The sequence below is a fragment of the Aquabacterium humicola genome, assembly GCF_030167915.1.
Lineage (GTDB): Bacteria > Pseudomonadota > Gammaproteobacteria > Burkholderiales > Burkholderiaceae_C > Pseudaquabacterium > Pseudaquabacterium humicola.
The window spans coordinates 494,994-520,226 of the sequence record NZ_JARGNB010000004.1 but is presented as its reverse complement, the minus strand read 5'-3'; the positions used below and the strand labels follow the sequence as shown (position 1 = coordinate 520,226).

Annotated in this window: 19 protein-coding genes; 5 read left to right on the top strand and 14 right to left on the bottom strand. The window is 71.0% G+C overall.

Annotated elements, in window-relative coordinates; all coding sequences use genetic code 11:
* Nucleotides 1-12 precede the first annotated feature (12 nt).
* Entirely contained in the window at nucleotides 13-2,775 is a 2,763-nt protein-coding gene (locus P1K89_RS21105; RefSeq protein ID WP_284618481.1) for an ATP-binding protein, read from the top strand.
* Between the two features lie 27 nt (nucleotides 2,776-2,802).
* Here P1K89_RS21105 and P1K89_RS21100 read toward each other — a convergent pair whose 3' ends face one another.
* The 10 genes from P1K89_RS21100 to P1K89_RS21055 form a co-directional block, all read right to left on the bottom strand.
* A complete protein-coding gene (locus P1K89_RS21100) occupies nucleotides 2,803-3,300 on the bottom strand; it encodes a Dps family protein (protein ID WP_284618480.1) in 498 nt (165 codons plus the stop codon).
* A gap of 149 nt (nucleotides 3,301-3,449) precedes the next feature.
* Nucleotides 3,450-4,373, bottom strand: coding sequence for a LysR substrate-binding domain-containing protein (locus tag P1K89_RS21095; protein WP_284618479.1), 924 nt, complete (start codon nucleotides 4,371-4,373; stop codon nucleotides 3,450-3,452).
* 55 nt (nucleotides 4,374-4,428) lie between these two features.
* On the bottom strand, nucleotides 4,429-5,070 hold the full coding sequence (locus P1K89_RS21090; RefSeq protein ID WP_284618478.1) for a cohesin domain-containing protein: 642 nt from the start codon (nucleotides 5,068-5,070) through the stop codon (nucleotides 4,429-4,431).
* A 23-nt stretch (nucleotides 5,071-5,093) separates the two neighbouring features.
* Nucleotides 5,094-6,911, bottom strand: a complete 1,818-nt coding sequence (locus P1K89_RS21085) for an NHL repeat-containing protein (RefSeq protein WP_284618477.1) — start codon at nucleotides 6,909-6,911, stop codon at nucleotides 5,094-5,096.
* Between the two features lie 16 nt (nucleotides 6,912-6,927).
* Nucleotides 6,928-7,995: a hypothetical protein gene (locus P1K89_RS21080; RefSeq protein WP_284618476.1), complete on the bottom strand. Its 1,068-nt coding sequence runs from the start codon at nucleotides 7,993-7,995 to the stop codon at nucleotides 6,928-6,930.
* A 38-nt stretch (nucleotides 7,996-8,033) separates the two neighbouring features.
* Entirely contained in the window at nucleotides 8,034-8,381 is a 348-nt protein-coding gene (locus P1K89_RS21075) for an SH2 domain-containing protein (RefSeq protein ID WP_284618475.1), read from the bottom strand.
* Nucleotides 8,382-8,640: 259 nt separating this feature from the next.
* Entirely contained in the window at nucleotides 8,641-9,771 is a 1,131-nt protein-coding gene (locus tag P1K89_RS21070; protein WP_284618474.1) for a branched-chain amino acid ABC transporter substrate-binding protein, read from the bottom strand.
* A 34-nt stretch (nucleotides 9,772-9,805) separates the two neighbouring features.
* Nucleotides 9,806-10,786 (bottom strand): porin, encoded by a 981-nt coding sequence (locus P1K89_RS21065; RefSeq protein WP_284618473.1) that lies wholly within the window; start codon nucleotides 10,784-10,786, stop codon nucleotides 9,806-9,808.
* Between the two features lie 269 nt (nucleotides 10,787-11,055).
* Nucleotides 11,056-11,862 carry a CsgG/HfaB family protein gene (locus P1K89_RS21060; RefSeq protein ID WP_284618472.1) on the bottom strand — a complete coding sequence of 269 codons (807 nt, stop codon included), beginning with the start codon at nucleotides 11,860-11,862 and terminating at the stop codon, nucleotides 11,056-11,058.
* A 25-nt stretch (nucleotides 11,863-11,887) separates the two neighbouring features.
* Nucleotides 11,888-12,595: a YggS family pyridoxal phosphate-dependent enzyme gene (locus P1K89_RS21055; protein ID WP_284618471.1), complete on the bottom strand. Its 708-nt coding sequence runs from the start codon at nucleotides 12,593-12,595 to the stop codon at nucleotides 11,888-11,890.
* A gap of 28 nt (nucleotides 12,596-12,623) precedes the next feature.
* Here P1K89_RS21055 and P1K89_RS21050 point away from each other — a divergent pair, with 28 nt between their 5' ends.
* The 3 genes from P1K89_RS21050 to P1K89_RS21040 all read left to right on the top strand — a co-directional run bounded on the left by P1K89_RS21050 (nucleotide 12,624) and on the right by P1K89_RS21040 (nucleotide 15,521).
* Nucleotides 12,624-13,667 carry a type IV pilus twitching motility protein PilT gene (locus P1K89_RS21050; protein WP_284618470.1) on the top strand — a complete coding sequence of 348 codons (1,044 nt, stop codon included), beginning with the start codon at nucleotides 12,624-12,626 and terminating at the stop codon, nucleotides 13,665-13,667.
* 64 nt (nucleotides 13,668-13,731) lie between these two features.
* Nucleotides 13,732-14,361, top strand: coding sequence for a cyclic nucleotide-binding domain-containing protein (locus tag P1K89_RS21045; protein ID WP_284618469.1), 630 nt, complete (start codon nucleotides 13,732-13,734; stop codon nucleotides 14,359-14,361).
* A gap of 23 nt (nucleotides 14,362-14,384) precedes the next feature.
* Complete coding sequence (locus tag P1K89_RS21040) at nucleotides 14,385-15,521, top strand: PilT/PilU family type 4a pilus ATPase (protein ID WP_284618468.1); 1,137 nt, start codon at nucleotides 14,385-14,387, stop codon at nucleotides 15,519-15,521.
* A 29-nt stretch (nucleotides 15,522-15,550) separates the two neighbouring features.
* Here P1K89_RS21040 and pbpC read toward each other — a convergent pair whose 3' ends face one another.
* Complete coding sequence (pbpC, locus tag P1K89_RS21035) at nucleotides 15,551-17,848, bottom strand: penicillin-binding protein 1C (protein ID WP_284618467.1); 2,298 nt, start codon at nucleotides 17,846-17,848, stop codon at nucleotides 15,551-15,553.
* Between the two features lie 10 nt (nucleotides 17,849-17,858).
* A complete protein-coding gene (locus P1K89_RS21030) occupies nucleotides 17,859-22,970 on the bottom strand; it encodes an alpha-2-macroglobulin family protein (RefSeq protein WP_284618466.1) in 5,112 nt (1,703 codons plus the stop codon).
* Here P1K89_RS21030 and P1K89_RS21025 point away from each other — a divergent pair.
* Nucleotides 22,927-23,994 carry an NAD(P)-dependent oxidoreductase gene (locus P1K89_RS21025; protein ID WP_350081811.1) on the top strand — a complete coding sequence of 356 codons (1,068 nt, stop codon included), beginning with the start codon at nucleotides 22,927-22,929 and terminating at the stop codon, nucleotides 23,992-23,994. The genes P1K89_RS21030 and P1K89_RS21025 overlap by 44 nt on opposite strands.
* A 19-nt stretch (nucleotides 23,995-24,013) precedes the next feature.
* On the opposite strand, the gene P1K89_RS21020 is transcribed toward P1K89_RS21025, so the two are convergent.
* Nucleotides 24,014-24,646 (bottom strand): BON domain-containing protein, encoded by a 633-nt coding sequence (locus tag P1K89_RS21020; RefSeq protein WP_284618464.1) that lies wholly within the window; start codon nucleotides 24,644-24,646, stop codon nucleotides 24,014-24,016.
* Nucleotides 24,643-25,203: an SIS domain-containing protein gene (locus P1K89_RS21015; RefSeq protein WP_284618463.1), complete on the bottom strand. Its 561-nt coding sequence runs from the start codon at nucleotides 25,201-25,203 to the stop codon at nucleotides 24,643-24,645. Before P1K89_RS21015 ends, P1K89_RS21020 begins: the two co-directional genes overlap by 4 nt.
* Nucleotides 25,204-25,233: the final 30 nt, after the last annotated feature.

Below are 25,233 nucleotides of genomic sequence, written 5' to 3'. Positions count from 1 at the left end.
GATAGTGCGGGCATGGTCTCGCGCTGGTTGTTCGCGTGCCTGGCGCTGCTGCTGAGCACGGCGCTGGCGCGGGCCGCGCCCGAACCTTTGCGCTATGGCGTGCTCGCCGAGCTGCCACCCTTCCAGGTGTGGCCCGAGGGCGGCGAACCGGGTGGCGCGGACCTCGCGCTGGTGCAGGTGCTCGCGGGCAAGCTCAACCTGCCGCTGCGGCCGGTGCGCTACACGCGCTGGAGCGAGCTGCAGGCCGACCTGCTCGCCGGCCGCATCGACCTGGCCAGCGCGGTCCGCCGCAGCGGCGGCACGCGCGACGAGCAGCTGGCCTACACAGCGGCCTACTGGCGGGTGCGCCAGGCGCTGGTGACGCGCCGCGACGCGCCCTCGGGTGCGTTGACGCCCGACCTCGCCGGCCGCATCGTCGCGGTGGTCAACGGCTACCCCAGCGAGCAGGAAGCCGACGCGCTGTTCCCGCTGGCCACGCGCGCGGTCGTCGACAGCGTCGGCCAGAGCCTGCGCGACGTCGCCTCCGGCCGCGCCGACGTCGCCTTCGAGGCGCTGCCGGTGGTGCTGGAGCTGATCGAGCACGAGCAGCTCGCCGGCCTGCATGTCGCACGCACGCTCGAGCTGCCGACCGGCGCGCTGCACCTGGCGCTGGCGCCGTCGCGCCAGGCGCTGGCGCAGCGGCTGTCGCAGGAGATCGTCGCGCTGGCGCCGGGGTCGGTCGAAGCCATGGTGCGGCGCTGGAGCGCCACGCAGCCGCTGGCCGATCGCAACAACGCCTTCGTGCTCGACGACGACGAGCGCTCACGCCTGGCCGCACTGCCGGCGCCGGTGATCGCGGTGGTGCCCGGCCACCGGCCGTTCATCGACGTCGGCGCCGGCGGCGAGCCGGTCGGTCTGACGGTGGACATGCTGCGCGCGGTGCTGCAGCGGCTGGGCCTGCGGCCGCGCGACTGGCGCGTCGTCAGCCCCGAGGCACTGCCGGCGCTGCTGGCGCGCGGCGAGGTCGACTGGGTGATCGGCGTCGACGAGAGCGCGCAATACGACGGCCAGCTGCGCTTCCTGGGGCCCTACATGGAGCAGCCGGTGACGATCATCGGCCGCCGCGACGCGGTGCTGCTGGACCTGGGCCAGCTGCGCGGCCGCCGCCTCGCGCTGCCGGCCACGCACGCCGGGCGCACCTGGGTCGATTCGCGCTACCCGGCGATCGACCTGATCGCCTGCGGGCGGCTGGCCGACTGCGTCGACGCGGTCGAGCAGGGCCGGGCCGACGCGACGCTGGCCGACGTGATCGGTGCCGCGACCCTGCTCGCCGAACGCCCGCGCGCGCCGGTGCAGCTGATGGGCGCGGTGCCCGAGCTGCGCGTGCAGCACAGCCTGGCGCTGGCGGCGCGCCATGGCGCCCTGGCCGCGGTGGCCCAGCGCGCGCTCGATGCGAGCGCCAGCGCCGACCTGCCGGACCTGAAGCTGCGCTGGTTGAACGCGCCCTCGGCGGCCACCGTGCAGCGCGAGACGGTGCGGCGCTGGGCACCCTGGGCCGGCGGCGTGATCGTCGCGCTGCTGGCGCTGTGGTGGTGGCACAGCCGGCGCCTGAAGCGCGAGGTGCACCGCCGCCAGGCCGCGCAGCAGGTGGCCGAACGCGCCAGCCAGACCAGCGCGCGCTTCGTCACCTTCCTGGCGCACGAGGTGCGCAACTCGCTGCACTCGGTGATTGCCGGCACCGAGCTGCTGCGGCACTCGCAGGGCAACCAGCCGAGCATCGCGGCCGGCCTGCGCGAATCGGCGCGCTCGACCCTGACCCTGCTGAACAACCTGCTCGACCGCGACCGCCTCGAAGCCGGGCGCCTGTCGCTGCACCTGGAATCGGCGCACCTGGAGCCGGTGCTGCGCAGCGTCGCGCTGGAGATGGGCCCGGCGGCGCAGACACGCCAGCTGACCTTGCGCTACCGCCCAGCCACCTGGGACCCGTTGCTGCGCATCGACGCGATGCGCGTGCAGCAGGTGGTGCGCAACCTGGTGGCCAACGCGATCAAGTACAGCGAACGCGGCGAGATCACGATCGAGTCGCGCTGCGAGAACGCGCTCGATGGCGACGGCGACGGGCCGCGGCGCTGCCGCGTCGAGGTCAGCGTGCGCGACCAGGGCCCGGGCGTCGCGCCGGAGGACCAGGCGCACCTGTTCGAGCCCTTCTTCATCGCCGGCGAGTCCTCGGCGGCCGGCGCGCGCACCGGGCTCGGGCTGGCGCTGTGCCGCGACATCGCGCGGCTGATGGGCGGCGAGCTGAGCCTGGACAGCCGGCGCGGCCACGGCACGGCGATCACGCTGCGCTGGACGGCCGAGCTGCAGGCCGAGCCCGAGCCGGCGGCGCCCGGGTGGCGCATGACGCCGCGGCGCGTGCTGCTGGTCGAGGACGCCGAGGTCTACGCGATGCTGATCGAGCACGCGCTGGCCAATGCCGGCTGCCCGGTGACGGTGGTGGGCTCGGTGGCCGGTGCCGAAGCGGCGCTGGCCCGCGAGCGCTTCGACCTGGTGCTGACCGACCTGCACCTCGTCGACGGCGGCGCGGCGCGGGTCATCGCGGCGGCGCGGCCGGCGTCGGACGACGGCCCGGCGCCGACCCTGGTGGTGATGTCGGCCGAGCTGCAGGATGCCGACGTGCAGGCGCTGCGCGATGCCGGCGCGCAGCTGGTGCTGGCCAAGAGCAGCGACGCGGCGCTGTTCGTGCGCCAGCTGCTGCAGCATCCGGCGCTGCGCACGGCCGTGGAAGCGGCGGCCTGAAGCTGCGGCGGCCGCGCCTTTCAGGCGTTATTCCTCGAGCAGGGAGCGCAGCATCCACGCGGTCTGTTCGTGCACCGTCAGGCGCTGCGTCAGCAGGTCGGCGGTCGGCTCGTCGCTGGCCTGGTCGGCCAGCGGGAAGATGCTGCGCGCGGTGCGGGCGACCGCCTCGTGGCCCTCGACGAGGATGCGCACCATCTCCAGCGCCTTCGGCGGCGTGGCCGGCGCGTCCTTGATCGACGCCAGCTGGCCGAACTGCGCGTACGAGCCCGGGGCGGGGTGGCCGAGCGAGCGGATGCGCTCGGCGATCGGGTCGACCGCGTTCCACAGCTCGGTGTACTGGGCCATGAACATCGCGTGCAGCGTATTGAACATCGGCCCGGTGACGTTCCAATGGAAGTTGTGCGTCGTCAGGTACAGCGTGTAGGTGTCGGCGAGCAGCTTCGCCAGGCCGCCGGCGATGGCACCGCGGTCGGCCTCGCTGATGCCGATGTTGACGGGCAGGCCGCGGTTCTTGATCTCGGGCATGGGACCTCCGGAAGTGGGTTCGACGGACTCTAGCGCCGGGCGACTGCAACCCGGCGCAATGACCCCAAGCTTAGGCCGCGCCGCCCGACGGGGCCATTCGATTGCGTCAAGCGCCGCGATAGCCGGCCGGGCGCGGCGGCTGCGCGCGCTCAGGCCGTCAGCCGCTGCACGCCGTCGAGCGCGCAGGCATACACCGCGTTGCGCAGCGCGGCGATCGCCTCGTAGCGGGTGAAGCTGCGCCGCCACGCCAGCACGACGCGGCGCGTCGGCACCGGGTCCTCGAAGGGGATGTAGGCCACATGCGGCTGCGGATCGCGCGGCATGCTCAGCTGCGGCACCACCGTCACGCCCATGCCCGAGGCCACCATGTGCTTGATCGTCTCCAGCGACGAGCCCTCGAAGCTCTTGCGGATGCCCTCGGCATCGCTGGAAAAGCGCGCGAACTCGGGGCAGACCTCGAGCACGTGGTCGCGGAAGCAGTGGCCGGTGCCCAGCAGCAGCATGGTCTCCTTCTTCAGCTCGTCGGCGCTGATGCGCTTGCGCTGCGCCAGCGGGTGCGCCTTCGGCACCGCGACGACGAAGGGCTCGTCGTACAGCGGCGCGATCGCCAGGCCGGTGTCGGGGAAGGGCTCGGCCATGATCGCGCAGTCGAGCTCGCCGGTGCGCAGCATGTCGAGCAGCTTGACGGTGAAGTTCTCCTGCAGCATCAGCGGCATCTGCGGCGTCATCTCGATCGCGTGCTTCACCAGCTCGGGCAGCAGGTAGGGGCCGATCGTGTAGATGATGCCCAGGCGCAGCGCGCCGTTGAGCGGGTCCTTGCCGCGCTTGGCGATCTCCTTGATCGCCGCCGCCTGCTCCAGCACCGATTGCGCCTGGCGCACGATGGCCTCGCCCAGCGGCGTCACGCTGACCTCGCTGGCGCCGCGCTCGAAGAGCTTCAGGTCGAGCTCCTCCTCGAGCTTCTTGATCGCCACCGACAAGGTCGGCTGCGAGACGAAGCAGGCCTCGGCCGCGCGGCCGAAGTGCTTCTCGCGGGCGACGGCGACGATGTAGCGCAGCTCGGTGAGCGTCATGACCCGGGATTATCGCGATGCGCCGCCGGCCTGCGCATCGCGCTGCGCGCGGCCGTCAGGACGCCCTGTCGCGCCGCCTGCGCAGCACCACCGGCGCCCACAGCGCCGACGAGAGGGCCAGTGCCGCGAGGGCCGCCGAGCCCGGCTCGGCGATCTGGATCGGGCACTCGAAGTTGCCGCCCGTCGGGCTGTTGACCGCCACGCAGGCGCCGTTGTAGGTCACTGCCAGGAACTCGGCATTGCGGCCGACGATGTCGCGCTCGTTGGCGCCGAGCCCGAAGGACACCTCGGAGATCCCGGGCCCGACGGCGTCGAAGGTCAGCGTCAGCAGCGTAAAGCTGCCGTCGGCCTGCAGGGCGGCCAGGGCGTCGTCGGTCGCCGGGTCGAAGGGGTCGACCAGGTTCGAGTACACGAACAGGTCGAAGCTGTCGGCCAGCAGCGTGCTCAGGTCGGTCCACGGCCCGCCGAGGCCGGGACCGAGCGTGATGCTGACCGCGGCGAGGATGGCCGGGTCGAAGTACACGTTGAGGTCGATCACCGAGACGATCTCGGTGCCCAGGCCGCTCACATTGACGTCCAGCGAGAACTGGCTGCCCGTCACCTGCGACGAGACGCTGGGCACGATCGAGACGATCGCGGACTGTGCCGGCGCGGCGAGCAGCGCGGCCAGGGCCAGGGCGATGGCATGTTGCTTCATGGTCGTCTTTCGCAGCATCGGTTTCAGATCGGGGCCGAGGTGGCGCAGTTGCTGCGCGTGCACTTGAAGGTGCAGGCCCGCACGTCGCGCGCGTCGATCACGCCGTTGCCGTCGCCGTCGCGCGGGTCGTTCGTGATCAGTGGCTTGCCGATGCCGGCGCGGATCAGCGCCAGGTCGGCCGTGTCGACATCGCCGTCGCCGTCGACATCGCAGGCGTTGACCGCATTGGCCACCGTCACGTCGAACAGCACCGGCGACTGGTTCGCCGCATTGGCATCGAGCGTCATGCGCACCTGCAGGAAGCGGCCGGCCTGGCCGAAGGCCACGCCGCTCGTCACCGGCACGTAGGGCTTGCTCGCGAGGTCGCCCGCCACGTCGGCGGCGCGCACCTCGGCGGTGACGCCGGCGCCGGTGGGCACGCTGGCGTTCCACGACACCGTGCCCCAGGGCGTGCCGGCGGCGCCGCCGTCCTGCATCACGGTCCAGGTGCCGGTCTTCGTCGTGATGCTCAGCGCCGCGGTGCCGGACGCATCGCTGTAGGTGTACGGCTCGAAGCCGACCGGGATCACGCCGAGGAAGTCGCCGCTCGCGCCCGTGTACTTCGCCATGTTGTGGGTCTGGCGGTGCACCTGCCAGACGTTGTTGGCGGCATCCGGGATCACGCCGCGGCTGTCCGAGCTGCCGACCTGGCTGCCCTTGTCCCAGATCACCGCGCCGGCGCCGGTGAACTTGGTGACGCCGCCGCTGCGCTTGCTGACAAGGATGTTGCCGTCGTTGTCGGTGCCGACCGCGTAGGTGGCGTAGAACACCGCCGCCGGCGTCGACGCGTTGTTGGTGCCGTCGTCGACGTGCTCGACATAGCTCCAGCCCGAGCCGCCCATGATCACGCGCGTGACGTTGGCGGCGTCGCGGCGCAGCGCCAGCCCGTACACCGCCGAGGGCACCGGGATGCTGCGCAAGGTGTGCGGCCCGGCGTCGCTGCCGGTGTTGGCGATGCGGGTCAGGATGCCGTAGGGCCAGTTGGCGCCCCACAGCGTGCCGTTGTGGTCGATCAGGCAGCCGTAGTTCGGCCAGCCGGCGGTGCCGACCGGCCCGGCGATGGTGTGGCCGTCGGCCGAGCTGACCTTGAAGTACTCGGCGTTGTTGTAGAGGCCGACCCACAGGTTGCCGTCGGTGCCGATGCACAAGGCGCGGCCGATGCCGTTGAAGCGGGTGATGCCGCCGCCGTAGAGGCCGTCCGGCACGCGCCGCACCCAGGCGATGCGCTCGTCCTGGATCTCGGACGGATCGATCACCCCATTGCCGTTGGTATCGGTCAGCGGCTTCATCTCGGCGAGCGCGATCGAGCCGTTGGCATTGGTGTCGACCGAGGTGTCCATCACGCCGTTGCCGTTGCGGTCGATGTAGCCGCTGGCGAGGATCTTGAACAGCGTCGGATAACCGCCGAAGGAGCGGTTGAGCACGTAGGCATTGCCGTCGGTGTCGACCGCGGTGCGCGAGGGCGCCGGGCCGTTCCACGCGTCGTGCGCGTAGGTGCCCGAGCCGAACCAGGTGCGGTAGCGCGACAGCTCGCGGCCCGGCGAGCCGCCGATCTGCGTCGAGTCGATCTTCGACAGCGTGTCCTCGCCGGCATTGGCGATCCACAGCACCGGGAAGCTGGTGCCCGAGACGTTGAGCTGCAGCTGGTGGTTGTTCGGCGCGCTGTGGTTGACGCCGATCAGCGTGCCGAGGTCGAAGTCGGCGTCCAGCGTATAGGTCTTGCTGGCCGCTGCCGCCAGCCCCGCCGCGAGGGCGAGGGCCAGCGCGACCGGTGCCGTTGCGAATCTGCGAAGAACGTTCATGCGCGCCTCCTGCTGCTCATCGAGGGCCCAGCGCCAGCGCCGCCGCGCCGGACGCGGGCGACGGCCGCTGCACATAGGGCCGGATCATCACGTCGTGCCCGTCGTGACGCGTCAGACGCGTCGCGTCGCCGCCCTGCGCGGGCACCGCGTAGAGCTGGGCGCGGCCGTCGCGAAGGCTGACGAAGTAGATCGCCGTGCCGTCGGCCGACCACGCGGGGTAGTTGTCCTCGTCCGGGTGCCGCGTCAGGTTCACCGCGCCGCTGCCGTCGGCGCGCATCACCCAGATGTCGCCGCGCGCGAGCTCGCTGCGCGAGCCTTCGCGGCTGGAGACGAAGGCCAGCTGCCGGCCGTCGGGCGACCAGACCGGCGATGCATTGGTGAACGGGTTGTCGGTGATCGTCTGCGGGTCGGAGCCGTCGGGCGCGATCGAGCGGATGTTCAGCGCCGGTCCCTTGCTCTCGACGAAGGCCAGGCGACGGCCGTCGGGCGACCATGACGGAAAACCCTTCTGGTTCTTCGACAGCGCGGCGGTGACGTTCTTCGCCTCGCCGCCGCCGGCCGGCATCGTGTAGATGTCGCCCGCGCCCATCACGTCATGGCCGACGAAGGCGATCCAGCGACCGTCGGGCGACGGCACCGGGCCGCCCTTGTCGAGCTGCGTGGCGGTCAGCGCCTGCAGCTGGCCGCCGTCCGCGTCCATGCGATAGAAGTTCGCATAACGCTCGCGCATCGAGCGGAAGACGATGCGGCCGTCGGGCGTCCACGCCGGCGCGTTGTCGGCCTGGGGCGAGTGCGTCAGGCGCTTCTGGTTCGTGCCGTCGGCGTCCATCACGTAGATCTCGGCGTTGCCGTCGCGGTAGGACGTGAAGGCGATGCGGCGGCCGTCGGGCGACCAGGCGGGTTCGGTGTTCTCCTGCGGTCCTTGCGTCAGCGCATGGTCGCCGGCGCCGTCGGCGCGCATCAGGTGGATCTGCGCGTTGCCGGCGCGGTTCGACACGAACAGCACGCCGCCGGCCTGGGCGAACGCCGGCGCGGCGGCGCCCAAGAGCGCCCCGCACAGCATCAGGCAGCCCCAACGGCCCATGGTGTGTCCCTCCTGCGCCGCCGCCGCGGCCGCGTTCGTCAGCGGAAGTGGCCGAAGCGGCCGGTGCCGATCTGGTTGCCGCTGCTGTCGAAGACCGCCACCGCGTACGCGCCGGTGATCTGCGGCTCGAACTTCACGACGAAGCTGCCGCTGGCGCCCGCCTGCGCGACGAGGTCGATCGGCGTCAGCTGGTCGTGCGTGATGCGCACGGTGACGTTGCTGTACGCCGCGACGCCATTGCCGCGCACATTGATCCGGCCGTCGGTGTCGGGGGTGGAGGGGATCGAGACCGCGGGCCCGGCCATCGCGGCCAGCGACCCGAGGGCCGCCGCGGCGGCCACGAGGAAGCGCGCCGTGCGGCGGCCTGCTTCACGCGCATGCACCATGTGTGTTTCTCCTTCCTTCACCGCACGGACGCACAAACGTCCGGCGACATCGAGAACAACCTGTTGCGCATGCCGATTGAGCGCCCGCCGCCCGTACGGTGCAACCCCCATTTCGGGGGCGACAAAAAAAAGGGGCGACCTCGCGGCCGCCCCTGAAGCTCGCCCCCTGGCAGGGGCCCGTCGATCAACTGGTCGCATCGTTCGCGGCGGTAGCGCGCTTCCCGGGCGCGCCGCCACCGGCCCCCTCACCGGGGGAAGTTCACAGCGGGAATTTCTTGCCGTCCTTGTAGACGTACAGCGTCATGGCCGGGCTCTTCAGCTCGCCGTCGGCCTCGAAGCCCACCTTGGCGGTCACGCCCTGGTAGTTCGCTTCCTTCAGCTTCGGCATGTAGACCTTCGGGTCGGTCGAGCCGGCGCGCTGCATCGCATCCACCAGCACGTGCACGGCGTCGTAGGTGTACGGCGAGTAGACCTGGAACTGGCCCGGGTACTTCTTGTCGTAGCGGTCCTTCCAGGCCTTGCCGCCGGGCATCTTGTCCAGCGACGCGCCGCCTTCGGCGCAGGTCACGTTGCCGAGCGTCTTCGCGCCGCCCGACAGCTCGGCGAGCTTGGCCGTGCAGATGCCGTCGCCGCCGAAGAACTTGACGTTCGACAGCCCCAGCTGCTCCATCTGGCGCAGCATCGGGCCGGCCTGCGGGTCCATGCCACCGAAGAAGATGCCGTCCGGCGCCTTGGCCTTGATGGCGGTCAGGATGGCCATGAAGTCGGTGGCCTTGTCGGTCGTGAACTGCTCGTCGACGATCTGGATGCCCTTCTCGGCGGCGGTCTTCTTGAAGACCTCGGCGACGCCCTGGCCGTAGGCGGTGCGGTCGTCGATGATCGCGACCTTCTTCAGCTTCAGGTTGTTGGCCGCGTGCAGCGCCAGGCCGGCGCCCAGCGCGTTGTCGTTGGCCAGCAGGCGGAAGGTGGTCTTGTAGCCCTGCTGCGTCAGCTTCGGGTTGGTGGCCGAGGGCGTGATGTGCGGCAGGTTGCACTGGTTGTAGACCGTCGACGCGGGGATCGTCGTGCCCGAGTTCAGGTGGCCGACGACGCCGTGCACCTTGGCATCGCACAGCTTCTGCGCGGCGGCGGTGCCCTGCTTCGGATCGGCCGCGTCGTCTTCGGCGACGAGCTCGAGCTTGACCTTCTTGCCGCCGATCGTCACGCCCTTGGCGTTCAGATCTTCCACGGCCATGCGCGCGCCGTTCTCGTTGTCCTTGCCGTAGTGCGCCTGCGCGCCGGAGACCGGGCCGACGTGGCCGATCTTGACGACCTCCTGGGCCTGCGCCTGGGCGGCGAACATCGCCAGCGCAGCGACGGCGATCGAATGGATGACGAAGTGCTTCTTCATGTCGTGCTTTCGAAAGTGGTTGCCGTCGTGGCGATCAGAAGTTGTGGCGCAGGCCGACCGCCAGCGAGCTGAAGTCGCCGTAGATCGTGCCCTTGTCGTCGACCTTCGTGTAGAAGCCGTAGACCTTGGTGCGCTTGCTCAGCTTGTAGTTAATGCCGGCGGTGAACTGGTTGGCCGAGGAGTCGCCGCGGATGCCGGTGGCCTTGAAGTAGTCGCTGTAGTTGCCGGCGTGGCCCCAGTTCAGGTGGAACTCGGTCAGGCCGCCGAGCGTGTACATCGCCGACAGGCGGGTGGTCGTGCGCTTGCCGTAGTTCGCGCCATACCCGTTCTCGTCGCGCTGCACGTAGGCGCCGAGGCCGAAGTCCCCCAGCTCGTAGAACACGCGCACGGCAAACTGGTTGGCCTTGTCGTTCTTCTCGTAGCCGGCACCCAGGTGCAGCGGGCCGGCCTGGTAGTTGGCGGCCAGGTCGTAGCTGTTCTTGCCCGACCCGTTGGTCGTCTCGTGCAGCGACATCGCGCCTTCGACCGTCACCGGGCCCAGCGACGGCAGGCGGTAGGCGATCTTGTTGGTGTTGCGGCCGACGTAGGCGTAGAACGCGTCCGACGACCTGCCGGTGTCGTGGTTGTGGTTGCTGATGTAGTCGGCCGTCGCGTAGTAGGCCTCGCTGGTGAAGTTGCCCAGGCGCACGGTGCCGAAGGCTCCGCCGACGTTCACTTCGCTCTGGCGGGCCCAGAACGCGGTCTGCGACTGCGTGCCAGTATCGGCGTTGAAGCCGTGCTCGAGCTGGAAGCCGGCCTTCAGGCCGCCGCCCATGTCCTCGGTGCCCTTGAAGCCGATGCGCGACGAGTTGTTCTGCAGCACGGTCTTGCTGACATTGCCTTCCTTCTGGCGCTCGACCGTCAGGTTCAGGCGGCCATAGGCGGTGACGCTGGACTGGGCCTGCACGGCCGTGGCACCGGCGAGCAGGGCGATGGCAGCGACGATCGCGCGGCCGAGGTGAGCGGAGTTCTTCATCTAGTCGGGTCCGGTCAAGGGTGGGGCTGTTCCGGACCGAAGGCCGCGACCCCTCAGTCGCACTGCTTCGGCCGGCATTCACGGCGCACCGGCTATTCGCCGTGACGCTGCGCGGCGCAGTGTTCCGTCAAACCCTCTTTCGAACCGACGCTTCTCGTAGCACGAAGACGCGTGCCATCCACTTTTGCGGCGGGCAAACCGCGAAAGCTTCGCCGCGCGCGGGAGTACTTCGCGTGTGCGCGGGGCGCGCCCCGAGCGGCGCTGCCGGATCAGCTCTTGGCCTTGGTGGCCACCGGCTCCGGCAGCGGCTTGGCCGCCAGCGTGCGCACCTGCTGTACGAGGTGGTTGTGCGCGTCGAGGAAGGCCGCGGCGATCACCTTGGCCTCGTTGGTATTGCTCCAGCCGAGGCCGCCGATGCCACCGCCGCCGCCGGCGACCAGGCCGCCGAGACCCAGGTCGGTGCTGCGCGCCGCGCCGGTGGCCGACGACAGCTGCTCGGTGGTCTCGTTGTCGGTCAGCAGCAGCACGACCTGCGCTTCCTTGAACTTGACCTGCTCGGCGGCGCCGGCGAACTTGTTCAGCACGGGAATAGCCGCCAGGATGCCGCCGAGCTGGCGACCGGCGTCCTGCTCGCTGAAGGTCAGGCTGGGCACGACGCTGTACTGCGCGACGATGCCGCGGCCCTTCTTGACGCTGCCGTCCTCGCGCAGGATGCCCTGCTCCTTCAGCTCCTGCTCGCGCACCGTGGCCTTCAGGCCGCTGTTGCGGTCGACGATGCGGAAGCAGCCGCTCTGCTGCATCAGCACGCGCACCAGCGGCAGCGGCGACTCGGGCAGGCCGCCGCGGCCGATGCCGGTGTAGCCGTTCTGGTTCTCGACCAGCGAGACCACCGCCACCGGCGCGTCGCACTTGACCAGCTGCTTGGCCGCGTTGTTCGCCCCCTGCGGGCCGGCGCCGCCGGTGACCACCGAGCCGCCCTGGCCGAGCTCGACGCCCTGCTTGCCGCAGCCGGCGATCAGGACGAGCGGGACGAGCGGAAGAAGAGCGGCGGCCACGCCGGCGAGTCGGGTACGCATGGTGATGGGGTCGTGTTGAGGAGGTTCAGGCCGCGGGCGCCGCGGCGGGCCGGCTGCCGAAGATCGCGCTGCCGATGCGCACGATTGTCGCGCCCTCGGCGATCGCCGCCTCGAGGTCGGCGCTCATGCCGATCGACAGCGTGTCCAGCGCCAGCCCGTCGGCCTTCAGCGCCTGGAACAGCTCGCGCAGCGCCCGGTGCGGCGCGCGCTGGGCCGCGAAGTCGCCGGCCGGCTCGGGAATCGCCATCAGCCCGCGCAGGGTGATGCGCGGCAGCATCGCCACCGCCCTGGCCAGCGCGGGAACCTCGGCCGGCTTCACGCCGCTCTTGCTCGATTCGCCGCTGATGTTGACCTGCAGGCAGACCTGCAGCGGCGGCAGGTGCGCCGGCCGCTGCGCCGACAGCCGCTCGGCGATCTTCAGCCGGTCGACCGAGTGCACCCAGTCGAAGGTCTCGGCGACGACGCGCGTCTTGTTGCTCTGCAGCGGCCCGATCAGGTGCCACTGCAGCGGCGGCTGCACGTCGGCCAGCGCGGCGATCTTGTCGAGCGCCTCCTGAACGTAGTTCTCGCCGAAGGCGCGCTGGCCGGCGGCGGCCACCGCGCGCACCGCGTCGGGGCCGAAGGTCTTGCTGACCGCCAGCAGCGTGACGCTTGGCACGGGCCGGCCGGCCTGCGCACAAGCGTGGCCGATCCGCTCCCGGACTTGTTGTAACTTGATGGACTCGCTCGTCATAATCGCCCGAGCCTACTGCACACCCCTCATGGACATCACGCAACTGCTGGCGTTCTCCGTCAAGAACAAGGCCTCGGACCTGCACCTGTCCGCCGGCCTGCCGCCGATGATCCGCGTGCATGGCGACGTGCGCCGCATCAATGTCGAGGCGCTGGACCACAAGGCGGTCCACGCGATGGTCTACGACATCATGAACGACGCCCAGCGCAAGCAGTACGAGGACGTGCTGGAGGTCGACTTCTCGTTCGAGATCCAGGGCCTGGCGCGCTTCCGCGTCAATGCCTTCAACCAGAACCGCGGCGCCGGCGCGGTGTTCCGCACGATTCCCAGCAAGATCCTGACGCTGGAGCAGCTGAACACGCCGAAGATCTTCGCCGACCTCGCGCTGAAGCCGCGCGGCCTGGTGCTGGTGACCGGCCCGACCGGCTCCGGCAAGAGCACGACGCTGGCCGGCATGGTCAACCACCTCAACGAGAACGAGTACGGCCACGTGCTCACCGTCGAGGACCCGATCGAGTTCGTGCACGAATCGAAGAAGTGCCTGGTCAACCAGCGCGAGGTCGGTCCGCACACGCTGAGCTTCGCGAACGCGCTGCGCTCGGCGCTGCGCGAGGACCCGGACGCGATCCTGGTCGGCGAAATGCGCGACCTCGAAACCATCCGCCTCGCGCTGACCGCCGCCGAGACCGGCCACCTGGTGTTCGGCACGCTGCACACCTCCAGCGCCGCGAAGACGGTCGACCGCGTGGTCGACGTCTTCCCCGCGGCCGAGAAGGACATGGTGCGCGCGATGCTGTCCGAGTCGCTGATCGCGGTGATCTCGCAGACGCTGTGCAAGCTGAAGGACGGCTCGGGCCGCGTCGCCGCGCACGAGATCATGATCGGCACCTCGGCGATCCGGAACCTGATCCGCGAGAACAAGATCGCGCAGATGTACTCGGCGATCCAGACCGGCCAGAACCTGGGCATGCAGACGCTGGACCAGAACCTGGCCGACCTGGTGCGGCGCAACGTCGTCTCGCCGATGGAAGCCCGCGCCAAGGCCAAGTTCCCCGAGAACTTCCCCGGTTGACCGCAGCGCCGCCCTCGCCCACACCCCGCCCGCTGCCCGCGCGCCGCCCCACCGAAGTCCCCTCGTGAAGACGCTGTTCAGCCGCCTGCGCAGCCGCCGTACCCCGGCCGGCGAGGAAGTCACCGACTCGGTGCTCGCCTCGAGCATGTTCCCGGCCGACGACGCCGCGCCGATGGTCGACTGGGCCACCCGCGCCGCCGAGCTGAAGGCCCATCCGCTGCCGCCGGCCGAGGCGGCCGAGCGCATGCTGCAGCTGTGGCGCGCCGATCAGCCGCTGGGCTCGCTCGGCGACGATGCACCGGCGCGGCTGGCGCGCTGGCTGCAAGGCGCCGACGTGCCCGCCGACCGCGAACTGCTGAAGCAGGACGAGATCGGCGACCACCTGCTGGTGCTGCTGGAAGGCCGCGTCGTCGTCGAGCGCAAGCATCCCAACGGCACCGCGACGCGGCTGATGGAAGCGCGCGCCGGCGACCTGCTCGGCGAAATGGCCTTGTTCGACGGCGGCCCGCGTTTTTCCGCCTGCCGTACGCTGACGCCCTGCTGCGTGGCCGTGCTCGACAGCGCCGCCCTCGATGGCCTGCTGGCCGAGGATTCCCCGCTGGCGGCCGCGCTGCTGGTATCGATCACGCGGCGCATCGCGCTGCGGCTGCGCCAGACCGGCGCGCGACTGTCCGCGCTGCTGGCGCCGCAGTGAGCTGGATGAAAGAGAGTTAGTCCATGGAACGCGACCAGGCCTCGAAGTTCGTCAACGACCTGCTGCGCCTGATGATCTCGCGCAACGGCTCCGACCTGTTCCTCACCGCCGACTTCCCGCCGGCGATCAAGGTCGACGGCAAGGTCACCAAGGTGTCGCCGCAGCCGCTGACCGGCCAGCACACGATGGCGCTGGCCCGCTCGGTGATGAACGACAAGCAGGCGGCCGAGTTCGAGAAGACGAAGGAATGCAACTTCGCGATCGCGCCGCAGGGCATCGGCCGCTTCCGCTGCAATGCCTTCATCCAGATGGGCAACATCGGCCTCGTCTTCCGCACCATCCCGCAGGTGCTGCCGACGATCGACCAGCTCGGCCTGCCGCAGGTGATGAAGGACATCTCGATGACCAAGCGCGGGCTGGTCATCATGGTCGGTGCCACCGGCTCGGGCAAGAGCACGACGCTGGCGGCGATGGTCGACTGGCGCAACGAGCACTCGCACGGCCACATCATCACGATCGAGGACCCGGTGGAGTTCGTGCATGCGCACAAGAACTGCATCATCACGCAGCGCGAGGTGGGCCTGGACACCGAGGGCTGGGAGCAGGCGCTGAAGAACACGCTGCGCCAGGCGCCCGACGTGATCCTGATGGGCGAGATCCGCGACCGCGAGACGATGGAGCACGCGGTGGCCTTCGCCGAGACCGGCCACCTGTGCATGGCCACACTGCACGCCAACAGCTCGAACCAGGCGCTGGACCGCATCATCAACTTCTTCCCGGAAGAGCGCCGCCAGCAGCTGCTGATGGACCTGTCGCTCAACCTGAAGGGCATCGTCTCGCAGCGCCTGCTGCCGCGCGAGGAAGGCAAGGGCCGCATCGCCGCGGTCGAGATCATGCTGAACACGCCGCTGGTGTCCGACATGATCTTCAAGGGCGAGGTCGGCGAACTGAAGGAACTGATGAAGCGCTCGCGCGAGCACGGCATGCAGACCTTCGACCAGGCGCTGTTCGACCTCTTCGAGGCCGGCCTCATCAGCTACGAGGATGCGCTGCGCAATGCCGATTCGGTCAACGACCTGCGCCTGACGATCAAGCTGCACAGCGTGCGCGCGCGCAGCAAGGACCTCGCGGCGGGCACCGAGCACCTGACGATTGTTTGAGCCCCCGGCCGCCGGGCGGCCGCCCCCCGCTACTTCGCCACCACCGTCACCGCGATGCGGTGATGCCGGCCGCTGCCGTCCATCGCGGTGATCGTGTGGCGGCCCGGTTCGGCCAGCCGCAGCGTCCACGCCTCGCCGCCGCGGCTGCGCTGCGCGTGCCGGCCATCGATCAGCCAATGCACCCAGGCGGCGCCGCCGCGGGCCTCGGCCTGGCCTTGCGCCGACAGCGCGACCGGGATCGCGTTCGCGCCCGGCGCGGCGCGCAGCACGGCGCCATCGTCGAGCCCGACGATGCGCAACGGCAGGCCGGATACCGCCGCCCGTTCGCCGCAGGGTGACGCCGCGGTGTCGCTGCGGAAGGCTTCGAGCGCCGCGGGCCAGCGCGCCTGCGAGGCATGCGGCCGGCCATCGGCGCAGTGGCCGGCGGCCCGCAGCAGCCCGTCGGTGCGGCCGCGCTCGGGCAGCGTGGGCGGCAGCGCGCCGTTCAGCGCCCAGCCGCTGCGGCGTTCGAGGCAGTGTTCCGGCGCGGTCGCCTCCAGCGCCTGCCCCAGCGGCCAGCAGCTGAGCGCCGGCTGCACGCTGGCCGGCCGGGCCAGCGTCGCCGGCGCGGCCGCATCCGGCAGCACCGCGACGATGTCGTGCAGCAGCGGCGCGGCGGTGTTGGCGCCGAAATGGCCGGGGTTCGGCGTGCCGTCGGGCCGGCCGACCCAGACACCGAGCGTGTGCGTCGGCGTCACGCCGATGGCCCACGCGTCGCGGAAGCCGAAGCTGGTGCCGGTCTTCCACGCGATGCGGCGCGGCGCCGCGGCGAAGGGCCGTTCGGGATGGCCGCCGCCTTCGAGGATGTCGCGCACGATGAAGGCCGCGCCCTCGCTCATCAGGCGCTGCTCGACGCGCGGCTCGTCGGGCATCAGGCGTGGCTTGCCGGCCAGGCCGCCACGGGCCAGCGCGCGGTAGGCGCCGACCAGCTCCTCCAGCGTCGTGCCGCCGCCGCCGAGGATCAGGCTCAGGTTCGGCGCATCGCCCTGCAGCAGCCGCAGGCGCACGCCGGCGCCGCGCAGCTGCGCCGCGAAACGCGTGGGGCCGATGCGGTCGAGCAGGTCCACCGCCGGCACGTTCAGCGACTTCTGCAGCGCCTCCGAGACGCTGACCGCGCCGCTGAAGCTGGCCTGGAAGTTGCCCGGTTGATAACCCCCGAAAGACTGTGGCGCGTCGATCAGCAGGCTCTCGCTGTGCACCAGCCCGTCGTCGAGCGCCATCGCGTAGAGGAAGGGCTTCAGCGTCGAGCCGGGCGAGCGCACGCCGCGGGTCATGTCGACATGCGCCGCGCGCTTGCCGTCGCCGAAGTCGACCGAGCCGGCGTAGGCCTGCACCTCGAGCGTGTCGTTGTGCATCACCAGCACCGCGGCCGAGACCTTCGGCGGCAGGCGGTTCGCGCGGTCGAGCAGGATGCGCTCGATGCTCGCCTGCAGCTCGACGTCGATCGTCGAGCGCACCGGCGTGCCGGGGGGATGCCGCTCGGCCAGCGCACGCCGGCGCAGCCGCTCGGCGGCCAGCGGTGCCAGCCACTGCGCGCGGATCGGCTGCGCGGCGACGCGTTCGAGCCTGGCGTCGGCCACCGCGGCCGCACTCCAGCGGCCCTGCTGCGCCAGGCGCTCCAGCACCTTGTCGCGCGCGGCTTCGGCCGCTGCGGGGGCCCGGTCCGGCCGCAGCCGCGACGGCGCCTGCGGCAGCGCGGCCAGCAGCGCGGCTTCGGCATGGCTCAGGCTGGCCGCTGACTTACCGAGGTAGGTGCGGCTGGCCATCTCGACGCCCTCGACGATGCCGCCCATCGGCGCATGGTTCAGGTACAGCGTCAGGATCTCGGTCTTCGACAGGCGCAGCTCCAGCTGCAGCGCCCGCAGCAGCTGCCGCAGCTTCGCGCGCGCCGTGCGCTGCGCGCCGGGCGCCGGCGGCTCGAGGATGCGCGCGACCTGCATCGTCAAGGTCGAGCCGCCGGACACCACGCGGCCGGCGCGCACCCATTGCCAGCCGGCACGCAGCAGCGCCAGCGGGTTGACGCCCGGATGCCAGCGGAACCAGCGGTCCTCGTACTGCAGCAGCGCCTCGAGGTACAGCGGCGCGACCTGCGCCGGCGTGACCGGCTGGCGCCAGACGCCGTCGGCGCTCGGGTAGGTGCGCAGCGGCGTGCCGTCGGCGGCGACGATCACGCTGCCGCGCTCGGTCGGCGGGATCGGCGGCGGCAGCGCCTGGTCCAGCGCGAGCAGCGCCGTCAGCCCGCCGGCCGCGGCCCAGCGCCAGCGCGAGCGTGTCGCCCACGAGCGCACGCGGGCCCCCCTAACGTCCCGACGACGCGGCCGCGGCCGGTGCCGCCGCCGCCACTGCCCCGCCGCCGCGTGGATCGGTGATCACGATCGGCGGCTCGATCGGCCCGATGCCGCGCAGCTCCGGCCGGTACATGTCCTCGGCGAACGGCGAGGGCACGACGAAGCGGCCCGGCGACACCACGCGCAGCAGGTAGAACACGTTGAGCCAGTTCTGGTCGATGCGTGCGGCGGCGACATAGCGGTCGTCGCGGAACTCGCGGTGCTTGATGCGGCCGTCGGCCATCGCCTCGCCGACGTTGATGCCGCCGACCGAGAACTCCTCCGCCTTCGGCCCCTGCGACAGGTTCAGGTTTTCGACCTCGAAGCCGGCCGGGATGCGGTCGACGATCAGCGCGTCCTCGATGCGTTGCCTCGAACGCGCCTGCACCCGCACGATCAGCATGTCGCCGACCGAGAAGCTGCGGCCGGCCGGCTTGCCGGTGAGGTCGAACCACTCGCGCTTCAGCTCGATCACGTCGGCCTTCGGCGCCGGCGTCTTCAGCGGGTAGCCGGTGGCCTCGATCTCGACGAAGAGCGCGGCATCCGACTGGCTGGCGAGGCTGATGCCCCTGGCCAGCGCCGCGGCGTCGAAGTGGCGCATCTCGGTAGTGGCCGACTTCAGCGTCTGCTGCTTCTCGCCGGTCTTCAGCGATACGCTCCACGGCTGGTCGCCGCGGCCGCCGGCCGCGCGCGCGGCCAGGAACAGCGCGAGCCGCTCCTGCGTCGAGTAGTACTGGCGCGACCCGAGCCGGTCGGCCAGGTCGAACAACAGGTTCTCGCGCCGCGCATGCGTCACCTCGTGGCGGTTCAGCAGCGCATAGGCGAGCGCGAGGTCGCGCGCCGGCGAGCCGTAGTCGCCCAGCCACTCGTAGCCCCAGCCGAAGTCGCGCGCCTGGATGCCGTAGGACCGTGCCATCGCATCGTCGAGCGCGACCTGCGAACGCGCGGCGTCGCCCATCAGCTTCAGCGCGATACCCAAGTGCACCAGCGGCAGCGGCGAGCGCGCGCGGTCGCGGTACTGGTCGTGCAGCAGCCGCAGCATCGCCAGCGGCGCCTTCTGCTCGCGCGCCAGCATGTAGCCCACGTGCGCGAGCTCGGCGAAGCGCTTGTGGCCGTCGCGCACCAGCTCGTAGTCGCGCGCGTTGAAGGTGGGCGCCGGGCCGCTGGCCTTGGCCGAGGCGGGCAGCGACGGGAAGCGGTTCGGCGCCTGGTTCAGCTCCTGCAGCAGCCAGTCCTGGCTGCGCTTGAGCATCGCCTCGGGCACCGTGAAGCCCTGCTGCTTCGCGTCGTGCAGGAAGCCGGTGACGTAGGCCGACAGCCAGGACTCGTAGGGCCCGTCGCCCCACAGCGTGTAGCCGCCGTTGGCCTTCTGCATGCCGGCCAGGCGCCCGATCGCGCCTTCGACGAACGCCGCGCGTTCGGCGCGGCTGCGCGCCTGCAGGCCCAGCGCCTGTGCGCCGGCTTCGTCGATGAACAGGTGCGGGTACGCGGCGCTGGTGGTCTGCTCGAGGCAGCCGTAGGGATAGTCGAGCAGGCCCTGCACCAGCCGGCTGACGTTCAGCGGCGGCTTGTTCGACAGCGAGACGCTGACCCCGGCCGACCCCTTGAAGTAGCGCTCCAGCAGCGCCGGCTCCAGCTTCAGCGTGCCACCCGGATCGAGCTTCGCGCGGCGCACTTCGCGCTCCTGCGCCGCCGGCGGCTGCACCTGCAGCACCGACTCGCGTGCGATGCTGATGCCGCTGGCGCTGGTGAGCTTCAATCGCAGCCGGCCGAGGCCGTAGGCGTCGGTGGCTTCGACCGGAAAGCGCAAGGTCGTGCGCTGCTGCGGTTTCAGCTGCACCGAACGCTCGCCATCAGCGACGCGCACCGGCTCGGCGCCTTCGAGCTTCAACGTCACGCTCTGCGGCTCGGCGGTGGTATTGGTGACGTCCAAGGCGAGCGTCGCCGCGTCGCCCGGCGAGATGAAACGCGGCATCGCGATCTCGGCGACGATCGGCGCGGCGGCCACCGTCTGCGCTTCGCCCGAACCGAACTTCTCGGCCGTCGCGGCCACCGCCATCAGCTTCAGCGTGCCGTTGAAGTCGGGGATGTCGAGGTTGACCGTCGCTTCGCCCTTGGCGTCGAGCTGCACCGGCCCGCTGAACAGGTCGACGAGCTTGACCTTCTTCGGCAGGCTCTTCGTGTCGCGCGCGCTCGAGTCGCCGCCGTAGGCCAGCTTGCCGCGCTGGCCGTCCATCTTCTCGATCAACTTGCCGTACATGTCGGCCAGCTCGGCATCGAAGCGGTGCTTGCCGAAGAAGAAGTCGGCCGGGTCGGGCGTCTTGAAACGGGTGATGTTCAGGATGCCGACGTCGACCGCCGACAGCGTGACAAACGCCGGCTGGCCGGCGAGGCCGTCGACCTTCAGCTTCACCGGCACGCGGGTTTCCGGCAACACCTTGGCCGGTGCCTGCAGCGCCACCTTCAGCTTGCGGTCGTCGCGCTGCAGCGGCAGGTGCACGAGGCCGAGCGCCCGCGCGGGCGTTACCTTGTCGCCCGCACTGCCGGGCCGGAACGCGCTGACCGCGACGTACAGGTCATGCCGGTTCCACGCCGCATCGATCGGCACCGACAACGTCGTGCCCTTGGCCGACACCGCGATGCGCTGGCTCCACAACAGCTTGTCGCCCTGCACGGTGACCAGCGCCTGGCCGTCGTGCGGCGGCGTGATGGTCAGCTGCGCGGCTTCGCCCGCCTTCAGCGGGGCGTTGGCCAGCTTGACCTGCACACGGTCTGGCCGGTTGCCGATGCTCTCGGCATCCTGCGCACCCCAGCCGGCGTAGAAGCGGTAGCGCAGCTTCAGCTTGGTCTGCGGGTCCTCGACTTCGAGCCGGTAGCGGCCGTAGCCGACCGGCAGGCGCAGCTTCGTGCGCGGGCCGGCCAGCACGACGCTGGCGCTGTCCAGCGGCTCGTCGTTCTCGGTCCAGCCGGAGTGCCAGCCCTTCTGGTCGTCGTAGCGCCAGTAGTACTGCCGGTCCTCGCGGATCAGCTTGACCGGGACGCTCATGTTGGACGGCAGCGCGACGAACTGGCCCTGCGCATTCAGGCGCGTCAGCTCGAACTCGGCGATGGCGCTTTCCTGCGCGACATCGCGGTCGAACAGCGGCCGCACCGCCAGCAGCGTGCGCGCCGGCCACACCGCGCGCTCGATCGAACGCACCACCGGCCGGCCGCCGGACTCCAGCAGGCTGAAGCTGCCGCGCACCAGCAGCGGCGACATCGCACCGGTGCCGGCCACCGGCAAGGTCACCGTGGCGTCGCCGTCTTCGTCGAGGCTCTGCTCGGGCACCTCCTCGCGCTTCTTCAGCGTGTCGTCGGCGACATCGCCGAAGACGAAACCGGGCCACTGCTGCGGCAGCGCGAAGCGCTGGCGCTCGGTGGTCGCGCTGACCAGCAGCCGGTTGCCGGCCGCCGGCGCGCCGAACAGGTAGGCGCCGCGCACCTGCACGTCGAACGCGTCGTTGCGCTCGAGCACCGGCTTGGCCGTCGTCAGGTCGAGCTTCATGCGCTCGGGCAGGAACTCCTCGACCTGGAACTCGAAACTCGCATCGGGCCGCTTCGCGCCGGGGTCGGCACGCAGTTCCATCGACCAGCGGCCGGTCTGCGCGTCGGCCGGCAGCGCAACCGTGCGCTGGAAATAGCCGGCCTGCTGCGCATTCGGCGCCCAGGTGGCGGTCGACACCGTGCGCCCATCGGGGCGCTTGAGCACCGCGGCCAGCGGCTGCGGCGCAATCGCCCGGCCATCGGCATTGCGTGCCAGCACCGACAACGCGAAGCGTTCGCCCGGGCGGTACAGGTCGCGGCCCGCATAGGCGAAGAGCTTGGTATTGCGCGACGGGTGGCCGCCGACATCGAACTCGGACAGGTCCAGCCCCGGCTCGCGCAGCGCGATGACGCTCATCTCCTTCGCGCGGCGCGCGACGAGCAGGGTCGCGCCCTCCGGCACGGTCGGGAAGTTCGCGTGGCCCGCGCCCGAGCCCGCGGCCTTGCCGAGTGAACGGCCATCGCCGTCGAGCAGCTCGAACTCGACGCCCGACAGCGCGTCGCCCGTCTTCAGCGAGGTGGCGAACGCATCGAGCGCGCCGACATGGCGCTGCGCGTGCAGGCCGATGTCGCTGACGTAGAAGTAGGTGACCTGGTAGTCGTTGGCGAAGCGGCCGGGCTGCGACATCACCGCGATGTAGACGCCCGGTTCCTGCAGCTCCTTGATGTCCTCGACCGGCAGGAAGGTCACGCGACGGCGGTTCTGCGCCGCCTCGGTCTTGAAGCGCCCGGCGTAGACGCTCTTCGTGCTGTTGTGCAGCTGGTCGAGGTCCCAGCCGTTGACGCGTCCTTTGAGCGTCGGGTTCGAGCCGCCCTCGTAGTCGCCTTCACCTTCGCCCTCGGAGGGTTCGGACGAGCGGCGCGAGCCGGCCACGCGTTCGAAGAAGCGCGGCAGGTCGTCGGGCTGCACGCGCAGGAACTGCAGGTCGACCTCGGGCACGTTCAGCGTGACGATCGGCAGGCCGCCGTTCTGCTGCGCCGGCAGCACGACGCCGCGGCTGGCGAAGTAGAACGACGGCGACATCGCCTCGCTGGCCAGTTCGCAGCGCTTGGGCTCGGCCAGCGTGCGGCCGTCGGCGGCGCGCAGGCCGGCCTGCACCTCGATGCGGAACTGGCGCTGCGGCGCGATGTACGGGAAGTACGCGATGCGCGGGTTGTCGCCGATCACCCAGCTGCCCTGCAGCAGCTTGCCCTGCGGGTCGGCTTTGGCGTTGGCGGCGCCGAGGTCCGACACCAGCAGCTTGTCCTGCAGCTTCTGCTTGCGGTCCAGCGGCTGGCTGAAGACCACCGCCAGCGCCGGGCTGTCGTCGAGCAGGCGCGCGACGCAGTCGCCGGCGACGAAAGGCGCGTTCGGATCGCTGCCGCCGAGCAGGCCGGCGCCGTCGCGGCCGCTCGGGCCGCCCGGGCCGCGCCCTTCGCGCCCCCACCACACCGCGGCCAGCGCCGCGAGCACCACCATGGCCGCCGCGACGACGGCGATCCAGCGTGTCCTGGACTGCATGCTTCTCCCCTCCGAGCTCGATAGTGCGGCGGATTCTGCAGTCTATGAACGGCTTGTCGCAGCGCGGTGTCGGGGGTTGCGGCGCATGTTTCATTCGCTGCAGCGGCGGCGCCTAAACTCCAGGCGCATGAAGACCTACGAACCGATCGCTGCGAAGTCCGTCGCCTTCCTGGGCCTCGGCGTGATGGGCCACCCGATGGCCGGCCACCTGGCGCGCGCGGGCCACCGCGTGACGGTCTACAACCGCACGCCCGCGAAGGCGGCGGCCTGGGTCGCCGAACATGCGGCCCACGGCGGCCGGTCGGCCCCGACGCCGAAGGACGCCGCCCAGGGCGCCGAGTTCGTCTTCGCCTGCGTCGGCAACGACGACGACCTGCGCTCGGTGGTGCTGGGCAGCGACGGCGCCTTCGCCGGCATGGACGCGGGCGCGGTCTTCGTCGACCACACGACGGCGTCGGCCGAGGTCGCACGCGAGCTCGGCGCCGAGGCCCAACGCCGCGGTTTGCACTTCGTGGATGCGCCGGTCTCCGGCGGCCAGGCCGGCGCGGTCAACGGCCTGCTGACGGTGATGTGCGGCGGCGACGAAGCGCCCTTCGACGCGATGCAGCCGGTGGCCATGGCCTTCGCGCGCGCGGTCACCCGGGTCGGCGGCAGCGGCGCGGGTCAGCTCGCGAAGATGGTCAACCAGATCGCCATCGCCGGCCTGGTGCAGGGCCTGGCCGAGGCCATCAGCTTCGGCGGCCGCGCCGGCCTGGACATGAAGCAGGTGCTGGAGGTCATCGGCAAGGGCGCCGCCCAGAGCTGGCAGATGGACAACCGCGGCAAGACGATGGTCGACGACCAGTTCGACTTCGGCTTCGCCGTCGACTGGATGCGCAAGGACCTCGGCCTGGTGCTCGACGAGGCGCGCCGCAACGGCGCCACCTTGCCGGTGACCGCGCTGGTCGACCAGTTCTACGGCGACGTGCAGAAGCTCGGCGGCGGGCGCTGGGACACCAGCAGCCTGATCCGGCGGCTGAAGTAGCCGCCGCGTCTTTCAGGCGCTATTGTTGCTTGGGCGGCTGACCGCTCGCGAGCTCGGCCTCGCTGATCAGCTCGAACACGCGCACCACCTTCTGCACGCCGCCGATCGAGCGCGCGATCTCGGTCGCGCGGTTGGCCTCGCGTTCGGTCACGCGGCCGAGCAGGAAGACCTGGCCGCGCTCGGTCACCACCTTGAACGCATTGGCATGCAGGTCGCGCGCGTCGATCAGGCTGGCCTTGACCTTGCTGGTCAGCACCGTGTCGTTGGAACGCGAGCCGAACGAGGTCGGCGCCATCACCGCGAGCTCGTTGACCACCGAGCGCACGTTCTCGATCTGGCCGACGATCTGCTCGACCGCGCCGCGATCGGCGTCGCCCGGCACCTCGCCGGTGACCAGCACCTGGCGGTTGTAGCTGGTGACGTTGACATGGCCGCGCTCACCGAGCGTGGCGTTGATGCGGTTGACGGCCTTCAGCTCGATCGCCTGGTCCTCCAGCTGCGCACCTGAGGTGCGGCGATCGGCCGCCACCAGGCCGCCGACGACGGCACTGCCGACGACGAGGCCGGCGCAGCCGCCAAGCAGCGGCGCCACCAGTGCACCGAGGGCCAGCGCAGCGACGCCGCGCGACAGAAGGGTCTTGGAAAAGTTCATGCAGGGTCCTGTTGTTCGCCGAGCAGTTGCATGTCGATCGCGTCGCACAGGCTGTGCAGCACCAGCAGCTGCACTTCCAGCACGCGGGCACGGCGCTCGGCCGGCACGGTCAGCAGCACGTCGGTCTCGCCGAGCACCTCGCGCAGCGCGCCGCCGGTGCGGCCGGTGAGCGCGATCACCGTCATGTCCTTGTCCTGCGCCGTGCGCGCGACGTCGACCAGCGCGATCGCATCGCCGTCGGCATCGATCAGCAGCAGCAGGTCGCCGGGCTGGCCCAGCGTCTCGACCTGGCGCGGCCAGCGCGAGGCATCGGCGCCGAGCGCCATCGCGGCCAGGCCGGGGCGTTCACGCTCGAAGCCCTGCAGCAGGTCGTTGGCCACCAGCTGCGCCAGCGGCGCCGCGCCGGCGAGGCCCGCGACCAGCATGCGGCCGCCGGCGGTGAAGCCGGCGACGATGGCCTGCACCGCATCGGCCACCGGCCGCGACAGCACTTCCGCGGCCTGGTACTTGAGGTCGGCGCTTTCGAAGAAGTGCTGCTGGATGCGCTGCTCGAGCATGCGCGGGATCATAAGACAGGGGGTTGCAAG